5 protein-coding genes are annotated in these 6,892 nt (G+C 44.9%); 1 reads left to right on the forward strand and 4 read right to left on the reverse strand.

Features of this window, described 5'->3' with window-relative positions; all coding sequences use genetic code 11:
* Positions 1–62 precede the first annotated feature (62 nt).
* The 3 genes from metF to metB are packed head-to-tail and all read right to left on the reverse strand — an operon-like array spanning position 63 to position 4,616.
* Complete coding sequence (gene metF, locus FE810_RS15940) at positions 63–947, reverse strand: methylenetetrahydrofolate reductase (protein ID WP_138321481.1); 885 nt, start codon at positions 945–947, stop codon at positions 63–65.
* Complete coding sequence (metL, locus tag FE810_RS15945; RefSeq protein ID WP_138321483.1) at positions 944–3,442, reverse strand: bifunctional aspartate kinase/homoserine dehydrogenase II; 2,499 nt, start codon at positions 3,440–3,442, stop codon at positions 944–946. The genes metF and metL overlap by 4 nt, the downstream gene beginning before the upstream one ends.
* A gap of 4 nt (positions 3,443–3,446) precedes the next feature.
* Positions 3,447–4,616, reverse strand: a complete 1,170-nt coding sequence (gene metB, locus FE810_RS15950) for a cystathionine gamma-synthase (protein ID WP_138321485.1) — start codon at positions 4,614–4,616, stop codon at positions 3,447–3,449.
* A gap of 173 nt (positions 4,617–4,789) precedes the next feature.
* Between metB and metJ the strand changes: the two genes are divergently transcribed.
* Entirely contained in the window at positions 4,790–5,095 is a 306-nt protein-coding gene (metJ, locus tag FE810_RS15955) for a met regulon transcriptional regulator MetJ (RefSeq protein ID WP_138321487.1), read from the forward strand.
* Positions 5,096–5,213: 118 nt separating this feature from the next.
* On the opposite strand, the gene FE810_RS15960 is transcribed toward metJ, so the two are convergent.
* A complete protein-coding gene (locus FE810_RS15960; protein WP_138321489.1) occupies positions 5,214–6,455 on the reverse strand; it encodes a malic enzyme-like NAD(P)-binding protein in 1,242 nt (413 codons plus the stop codon).
* Positions 6,456–6,892 lie beyond the last annotated feature (437 nt).

The following is a 6,892-nucleotide window of genomic DNA, read 5'->3' on the forward strand; positions in this document are numbered from 1 at the left end:
GCATGACAGTTGAAACATGGGATCAGAATCTACAACATAGATGCTGATCCCTGTCATTTGGGTTATGGACGAATCCCCAATGTATGACATATTGCATAGGTCAGTTCAGAGCGATTCAACGTATAAAAATGAAAGTGGTCTACCCCTTCACTGCGTAAAATCTTGACCATATCCATTGCGATACTAGCGCCAACCAGATTGCGGGTAGCGGGATCATCCTCTAAACCTTCGTACATGCTATACATCCAGTTCGGCACATTGACATTCGTTAATCCAGCGAATCGTTTTAGGGTATTAAAATTTGATACGGGTAAAATTCCCGGTACAATTTCGACATCAATGCCGACAGACACACAGCGATCACGGTAACGAAGATAAGAATCGATGTCGAAAAAGAATTGGGTAATGGCGCGATTCGCACCGGCTTCGACTTTACGTTTTAAGTTCAGCAAATCAAATTGTGCATTAGGCGCCTCCGGGTGTGTCTCTGGATACGCTGCCACGGAAATATCAAAATCTTCCACATCTTTTAACAAAGACACTAGGTCAGACGCATACATTTCCGGTTTTTTATCGGAATCAGGCAGATCGCCTCGTAACGCTACAATATTACGAACACCCGATTGCCAGTAATCTTTGGCAATCTGAACCAGCTCTTCCCGGTTGGCATCGATACAGGTGAGATGAGGCGCTGCGATTAACCCGGTATCTTTTTGAATTCGCTTGATGACATCATGGGTGCGATCGCGCGTCCCGCTTCCGGCTCCATAGGTAACAGACACAAAATTGGGCTTTAATGGTGCCAATCGCTCAATAGAATTCCACAGGGTGGTCTCCATCTCCGGAGAATTCGGCGGGAAAAATTCAAACGATACCTGAAGTTCACCAGTGAGTTCGCTCACCGTACGATTTAGTGAATCCAGTTGTCTTGCGGAACGATAATTCATGAGTTAATGCCCTTAATGTCGACGTCCTGATGTTTGCTGTTAAGTTGCCTGCACAGATGAACTAGGTCCGAATGCAGACCGGCGGCAGTCACTTCTCGTCCTGCGCCTGGTCCCTGGATAATCAAAGGGTTTTCCTGGTACCAATTGGTTTTAATCAAAAAGATATTATCGCACGGATTTAAACTGGCAAACGCATGTTTATTATCAAGCGCTTCAATACCAACCCGAGCGGTTAAGTTTCCATCAACATAAGCAAGCTTGGCAACATACCGTAAACAGGCATCGTTTTGTTGAGCAGCCAATAATTGATTGTTGAAATCTGTGTCGAGCAAATGACTCTGATCCAGGAAGTCCTGCTTGCTTAATCCAACCAGAGACTCCGGCACTAATGAATGGCAAGTGATGTCTTCCAGATTTAATTCAAATCCAGCGAGTCTGGCAAGGATCAGTAATTTTCGTTGTACATCAAGGCCAGACAAATCATCTCTTGGATCTGGCTCGGTTAAACCAAGTGCCAACGCGTCTTTGATTAATTGCGAGAATGACTTAGCACCATCAAAATTACTGAATAACCAGGACAATGTACCGGAAAAAATGCCACTAATTTCCTCGATTTGATGACCGCTATCGCACAAATCTTTAAGGGCATAGTTGACCGGTAATGCGGCACCTACCGTAGTATTACTGAGCCACTGACAATCGAGTTTATTCGCACGGTTTTGCAGGTCCTGTAACGCATGTTGCGCAAAAGTATTTGCACATTTATTGGCGGAAATCAGATGTACCCCGGCCGCAAAAAATTGTTGATAGCTCTGGGCAAAAGTTTCACTGGGTGTAATATCTACAAGGATCACTTCATCAAAAGGGTGACGCTGTAACCAATCGACCAATCCGTTGATATCACAGGGTTTGGCGTGTTGTGAAAATTCAGCAACAACCTTATCCGCAGGCAATCCATCAACATCAAACCAGGCTTGGGTTGAGTTAACAACTCCAATTAAATGCACCTGGCTCAGCTCTTGTCGAGATTGTTGCTGACTTAAAAAATTGGCGAGAAACGTTTCGCCAATATTACCGGTGCCGGCAACAATAACACCAATATTGCGATGCTTCCGGGTAAATCGATTATGCAGCTTGTTCACCCATTCAATCTGACAGTCTGATTTTGAAAACGCCACCAAAGAATGTTCATTGACCGATATTTTTTGTGTGGGATACGGCGAATTTTCGATGTTTGCGACAAATTCTCTATGCCATTGGCTATCGCGAATCGCAAAACCTACCGCCGCCAACAACGACATAGAGTGGGTTTGAAAATCCACACATAATTCCTGCAAGTGATAGCGCAACTCATACGCTTGCTCCGCCGATATAATCACTTGCTGCAATGTTTCGTCCACATCAATAAATGAAAATGTCTGTTGCAACTGCTCCAGCAACTTGCCATTAAAACGCTTAGATTGAAAGCCAATTAATTGATTGCTGTGAGTAATAGACACTTCTTGTCTGGCGATTTCACCAAACTGCCCGACTTCCGAGCCCACTTGCTGTGGGTAAAAAGTATTATTGATATGGAGATGAATATTTTTTTCTTTAAGGGGCGATAATGTCTTGGCGTGCAGAACAGGATTTCCTAGACGCCCGAGTTCACGTGCAACCGATGCTTCGATGCGCTGCAGTTTTTTGGCGCTGGGTACAATACGAGGGTCGGCACTATAGATACCGTCAACATCGGTCCATAGACAAACATCATTGGCATCGATTAGCTCCGCGGCCAATGTTGCACTGTAATCACTGCCATTGCGGCCAAGAGTTTGGGTAACCCCCTGTTCATCAACGGCAATAAACCCGGTCAATACGTGTAATCTTTTCGACTCGAGGATGCCCAGCAGCAGATCAGCCGAACGTTGTCGGTTTAACGTGGTTTTAACTGGGCAACTCAAGACAAAACATTCTCGGGTATCTATCGCGACGGTTCGTCGACCACGTTGATTGAGTACCGCAGTCAGTAATCGACTCGACCAGAGTTCGCCAAATGCCAGTAAATCATTGCGGTTTTCGAGCAAAGACTGCTGTAAATACCACTGTTGAATTTGACGGATATCTGCATTGAGCGATTCAACTAACGATTGCTGACATTCAATATCGCCGTCAAGTAATTGTTGGATCAGCGCTTTATGCTCTGCCTGAATTAATAACAATAGGTGAGTAAATGCTTCATCTTCCGTATCCTGACACTGGGTGACCAATCCGATAATTTCAACGAGCTTATCGGTTGTTTTACCATTTGCCGATACCACGATTAAATCATCATCATTCACTCTTTGATCAATAATCGATAATACGGTTTCTAACGATTGCACCGTGCCCAAACTTGAGCCACCAAACTTATGGACGGTTTTGCGTGTAGTAGCACTGCCTAGGATTCGATTAGACAATAAACCAGTATCGACGACAGCCTTGGCGCTATCGCCAACAACAGATGTATGTGACATGTAATTATGACTCCGTGATAGCCAGACAGTTGTCCAGAGCAGAGGTTAAATCTTTAAGCAAATCGTCGACATCTTCAATGCCAACCGACAGGCGAACCAAACCCGGTTTTATGCCGGCAACTAACTGAGCCTCAAGATCCATCCCCGCATGAGTCATCGTCGAAGGGTGCGAAATCAGGCTTTCAACACCACCCAGAGACTGGGCCAGAGTAAACAAGGATAAATGCTCAAACAAGCTTTTAACCGCGTCTAAACCACCATTAAGTTCAATGCTTAGCATGCTACCGAAGCCTGCTTGCTGTTGCGCGGCCAACTGATGCCCCGGATGTTCTTTCAGACCAGGATAGTAAACATTTGCAACGGCTTTATGTGATGCCACAGCTGCAACAATCGACTGGGCATTTTCCTGATGTTGTTTTAAACGCACCGGTAAGGTTTTTAAACCACGCAGGGTTAGAAAACTATCAAACGGACTGCCGGTAATACCAATACAATTAGCCCACCAGGCCAACTCTTCGCCAAGCTGCAGCTCTTTGGTTACAACAGCGCCTGCGACAACATCACTATGGCCATTGATAAACTTGGTGGTTGAATGAATGACAATGTCGGCACCTAAGGCCAATGGTTTCTGTAGTATCGGGGTTAGAAACGTATTGTCGACGGCGACTAATGAACCGGCTTTTTTGGCTAGCTCACAGATTTTAGTAATATCAACAATACGTAATAATGGATTGCTTGGGGTTTCAATCAGAGTCAGGCGTGGATTTTTCTGCATGACGGCTTCAACCTGAGCAATGTCAGTTTGATCAACCACCGCAAGTTTAAAAAGGCCGCGCTGTTGCAAGTGGGTAAACAAACGATAACTGCCGCCGTAGCAATCATGAGGAATGACTAATAAATCGTCTTTGTTTAATAATTGGCAAATTAAGTGGATCGCTGCCATACCCGTACTGGTGATAATTCCGGTGCAGCCCCCTTCTAGATCCGCTATCGCCGTACCTAAAGAACTTCGAGTTGGGTTGCCGGAACGGGAGTAATCGTAATCACCTTTTTGGTTATAACCCTCAAGACGATAAGTACTGGAAAGGTGGATTGGAGGCACGACTGCACTATGGTGCTGGTCGGTATTGATGCCGGCGCGGACGGCGATTGTGGCGGCTTTGTCCTGACTCATGATGGTTCCAATTAGATATAGATGTTTAGACGTCTATAAATCTATACGTATTATTTTGATGGGTCAAGAACTTTTAGACGTCTATACATCTTTGCTTTTAGATGTTATCGGTTGACTCAAAGGGGATAACGGGTACAATTTCAGTAGCATAATTATGGTGGTGAGGAAATAACATGGCGGAATGGAACGGGGAGTACATCAACCCATACGCAGAACATGGTAAGAAAAGTGAGCAAGTAAAAAAAATTACGGTGTCAATTCCGCTTCGGGTACTCAAGGTATTAACCGATGAACGCACTCGCCGCCAGGTAAATAACCTACGTCATGCCACTAACAGCGAACTTCTTTGCGAAGCTTTTTTGCATGCGTTTACAGGCCAGCCATTGCCTGGTGACGAGGAACTGTCAAAGGACAATGATAAGACGATTTCGGAAACGATTTCTCAAGCCGCAGAAGAAAGTAAAAAAAATCAAGACTGATGCATTTTCCATGAACCTTAATACAAAAGGCTCATCGACAACATGGCATCCAAATAAGAAAAAGGCCCTTATATTGATATAGGGCCTTTTTTGTTGAAACTTTTCGGTTTGGTTTCGATTAATAAATGGAATTTGCTGGCATTGGTATTTGCGCCACTCCGGAATCAATTGCCGCTTGTGCTACCGCTCTTGCAACTTCGGTTAACAAACGCGAGTCCATCGGTTTGGGAATAATGTAGTTTTTACCAAAAACCAAATCCACTTCACCACAGGCTGCTAACACATCTTCAGGAACCGGCTGCTTAGTAATTTCCCGAATCGCATGTACTGCTGCAACTTTCATGGCGTCATTAATTTCTTTCGCGCGAACATCAAGAGCGCCTCTAAAAATAAACGGAAAACATAAAACGTTATTGACCTGGTTCGGATAATCCGAGCGACCTGTGGCAACGATTACATCATCGCGGGTTTGCAATGCAACTTCCGGAGAAATTTCAGGATCAGGGTTTGAGCACGCAAAGACCACGGGATTTTTCGCCATCAATGAAAGGTCATCTGCCGATAATAAATTAGGTCCAGAAACGCCAACAAAGACATCCGCTTCAAATAACACATCCTGCAGCGTACGCTTATCGGTATTGTTCGCAAATAAGCGTTTATACTCATTTAAATCGTCACGGCAGGTATGAATCACCCCTTTGCGATCCAACATGTATATATTTTCCCGTTGGGCGCCACAGGTGACTAATAATTGCATACATGCGATGGCCGCAGCACCCGCACCTAAGCAAACAATTTTTGCATGGTTTAAATCTTTGCCCTGAATTTCCAACGCATTTAGCATTGCAGCTGCCGTTACGATGGCGGTGCCGTGCTGATCATCATGAAAGACCGGCACCTGGCAACGTTCGATTAACGCTTTTTCAATTTCAAAACATTCCGGCGCTTTGATATCTTCAAGGTTTATTCCACCAAAGCTATCGGCAATATTGGCAACGGTTTCAATAAAGGCATTCGGATCTTCGTTATTGACTTGAATATCAAAACTATCGATATTAGCAAACCGCTTAAATAACAGCGACTTACCTTCCATAACAGGTTTTGATGCCATTGCCCCCAAATTTCCTAGCCCGAGGATCGCTGTGCCATTGGAAATGACCGCAACCGTATTTCCTTTGTTGGTGTATTGAAAAACGGCTTCCGCATCGTTGGCAATTTCGCGGACTGGTTCGGCAACACCCGGGCTATATGCCAAGGCCAGGTCCTGACTGGTTTGCGACGGTTTTGTGACCGTCATGGCGATTTTCCCAGGCTGAGGATTGGCGTGGTAATCGAGAGCTTGTTGGCGGAGATCAGACATGAATGAAAGCCTTATTGTAATTTTTCAGATGCACTTTACAGAGCTGTCTATATTACGCTTAACCTGAGGAAATTGTTAAGAGAAAAATGCTATAAATTAGAACGGTCAAACCTCCTACCAGATTTTTCTGGCGGGGATTGTTTACGGAGCAGGCGTTGGGGGGGGCAATTCCCTGAGTAGGTATCGGCAAGCGATACTGCGAGAACGTGATAAAAAACATCACTTCGAGTACACGCTGTTTCGAGTTGCCTATATGGATATAGGTATATCGACAGCGTCTGGAACTGGCTGTCGATTCATGCAACCTAACCTCGCGTCATTCCCAGACACTACAGGGAATCTTAGCTAGAACCGAATGTCTCTGAAGTGCCAATAAGAGCAGTACGCATCGCAAGCGATACTCCGAGTACGTGACGGAAATCGTCACTTCGAGTACA

Origin of the sequence: Thalassotalea litorea (assembly GCF_005843925.1) — a bacterium.
Classification (GTDB): Bacteria; Pseudomonadota; Gammaproteobacteria; order Enterobacterales; family Alteromonadaceae; genus Thalassotalea_A; species Thalassotalea_A litorea_A.